The organism is Enterobacter sp. T1-1, from assembly GCF_000710795.1.
Taxonomy (GTDB): domain Bacteria; phylum Pseudomonadota; class Gammaproteobacteria; order Enterobacterales; family Enterobacteriaceae; genus Enterobacter; species Enterobacter cloacae.
Genome location: NZ_JALW01000098.1, coordinates 1 through 2713 on the forward strand (window position 1 = coordinate 1; position 2713 = coordinate 2713).

The 2713-nt window shown below is 59.2% G+C and carries 3 protein-coding genes; all 3 read left to right on the top strand.

What is annotated here, in order from left to right:
• Positions 1-642: type VI secretion system contractile sheath large subunit (tssC, locus tag AK59_RS0122885; RefSeq protein WP_029883900.1), on the top strand; the 642-nt coding region annotated here is incomplete at its 5' end.
• A gap of 13 nt (positions 643-655) precedes the next feature.
• Positions 656-1996: a type VI secretion system baseplate subunit TssK gene (tssK, locus tag AK59_RS0122890; RefSeq protein ID WP_029883901.1), complete on the top strand. Its 1341-nt coding sequence runs from the start codon at positions 656-658 to the stop codon at positions 1994-1996.
• Positions 1993-2667, top strand: coding sequence for a type VI secretion system protein TssL, short form (tssL, locus tag AK59_RS0122895; RefSeq protein WP_029883902.1), 675 nt, complete (start codon positions 1993-1995; stop codon positions 2665-2667). Before tssK ends, tssL begins: the two co-directional genes overlap by 4 nt.
• Positions 2668-2713 lie beyond the last annotated feature (46 nt).

Sequence of the window (2713 nt, forward strand, 5' to 3'; positions counted from 1 at the left end):
TCTTTCTCCTTCGCCTCCAACATGGTGAAGAGCTTCATCAATAATGGCTGGTGCGTGCAAATTCGTGGCCCGCAGGCGGGCGGGGCGGTGAAAGACCTGCCGATCCACCTGTACGATCTGGGTACCGGCAACCAGGTGAAGATCCCGTCAGAGGTGATGATCCCGGAAACCCGCGAGTTTGAATTCGCTAATCTGGGCTTTATACCGCTGTCGTACTACAAGAACCGTGATTACGCCTGCTTCTTCTCGGCGAACTCGGCGCAGAAACCGGCGCTGTACGATACCGCCGACGCCACCGCCAACAGCCGCATCAACGCCCGTCTGCCGTATATCTTCCTGCTGTCGCGTATCGCGCACTACCTGAAGCTGATTCAGCGCGAAAATATCGGTACGACGAAAGATCGCCGTCTGCTGGAGCTGGAACTCAATACATGGGTACGCAGTCTGGTGACCGAAATGACCGATCCGGGCGACGAACTGCAGGCCTCACACCCGCTGCGCGACGCGAAGGTGGTGGTGGAAGATATTGAGGACAACCCGGGCTTCTTCCGCGTGAAGCTGTTCGCGGTGCCGCACTTCCAGGTGGAAGGCATGGACGTGAACCTGTCGCTGGTGAGCCAGATGCCGAAAGCGAAAGCGTAAGGCGGGCGCAGGGATGAAAATTTATCGTCCGCTGTGGAACGAGGGGGCGCTGTTGTCCCCTCAGCAGTTCCAGCAACAGTCAGAATGGGAAACTTTTCGCAGCACAGGCGTTGCGGCGCTTGCCTCACCGTTTGCATGGGGTGTGGAGCGCGCTGAGTTTGATGAACGACTGCTGGGATCGGGTCTTCTTCAGATTACGCACCTGCGGCTCTGGCTGCCTGATGGCACGCTGGTGGACGCGGCGGTCAGCGATTTGCCGCCCGAGCCGCGCGAACTGGGAGCCTCACAGCTATCAGATGTGGTCACGGTGGTGATTGCCCTGCCGCTCATGCAGTCCGGGCTGAATAACGTGCAGCAGGAGTCGGCTGTGGCCGACAGACCGCTTCGTTACCGTGAAGAGTGGGTGAATGTCCAGGATGCGTTTGGCAGTGAGGACGAGTCCGTTGCGGTTGCCCGCTTTAACCTGGCTATCCGTTTTGAACATGAGGATAACGCATCGTGGCAGTGTTGCCCGGTTGTGCGTCTGATCCGTGACGGACAGGGATGGCGTCAGGATCCGGCATTTATTCCGCCCATGGCCCTGTTTTCTGCCAGCCCGGCGATGCGGGAAAGACTGGTGTTACTGAACCGCCAGCTTCGCTCACGCCGCCAGCGTCTGATGTCCATGCGCCGCGAGAGCAACGAGCGTCTGGCCGATTTCGCGGTGGCAGATGTGTCTCTTTTCTGGCTGCTCAATGCGCTGAACTCCCATGCGCGGGTGCTGACGGAGTTTGAACGTTTTCCGGCCCGTCATCCTGAGCAGGTGTGGGTGGAGCTCGCGCGGCTCGCGGGCAGCATGCTGACGTTTTCTCTCGACAGCGATCTGGACGCCATTCCCGGCTATGACCATGCCAGACCGGAAAACACGTTTCCTCCGTTGTTTGAGCTGATTACCGGCTTACTGGAAGCCAGCCTGCCGTCCCGTGTTATCGCGCTGGACATGCTTCGCCCGGACGAGCAGACGTGGAAAGCCTCGCTGCATGATATTCGTCTGCGTGAGGAGGCCGATCTCTATCTCTCTGTCAGGTCTGACGTTCCCGCCTGGCAGGTGGCAGAGAAATTCCCGGCATTATGCAAGGCGGGTTCCCCGGATGATGTGAATGCTATTTCCACCGTTGCGCTGCAGGGGATCCCGCTTATCGCCGTGAATCGCGTTCCTGCTGCGTTACCGGTACGGATGGAGAACCAGTACTTCGCGCTGGACATGGAAAGTGCTGCGGCACGGGACATGCTGGAGCAGGGAATTTGTATGTTCTACGTGCCTGCCCTGCTGGGACAGCTTGAACTTGAACTGTTTGCGGTACTGCGCTCATGAGAAAAGAAACCGATATCGATGCCCTGATGGCGGAGACCTGGCTCACCGTCACCCTGCTTAAGCAGGGGGCAACCACGCCTGACGGGGATGTGCTGTACGACACCTGCAGCAAACAGGTGGAAAGTGTGCGTGGGGCGCTGGATCGAGCAGGATACGATGAAGCCAGTATCGATCATATCTCTTATGCGCAGTGTGCGCTGCTTGACGAAGTGGTCATGAGCAGAAAACTGCATGACGGGACCGATGCTGATGCGGGACAGGTGGCCTGGCGAAAAGCGCCGCTACAGGCGCGCTATTTCGGGTCGCTGCATGCAGGTGAAGCTCTCTGGGACCGTATTGCGGAGGTGTTACGCCAGCCTGCGCCGGATATGGCCGTCCTGACCTGCTATCACCGGGTGATCGCGCTGGGGTTCCAGGGGCTGTACAGCATGGGCTCTGTCAGCCAGAGCCAGCGTGAGGAGGCAATGAAAGCGCTTGCTGAGCGGGTGCCGCCTCTGGATGCCGGCCTTTCACTGGTGATACGCAGGACCGGAAAACACCGCTACAGCCTGCTGCGCTCTGTCTGGTTCTGGATCGTCGCGGCGGCAGTGATCACTGCCGCCGTGTGGTGGGGCGGCCATCTCTGGCTCCAGGCGCTGCTGTCCGCACAGTTACCGGAGTTGCCTCATTAATGCATAAATCGGTCATGGTTTCTCTGATACTCCACGTACTGGCGGG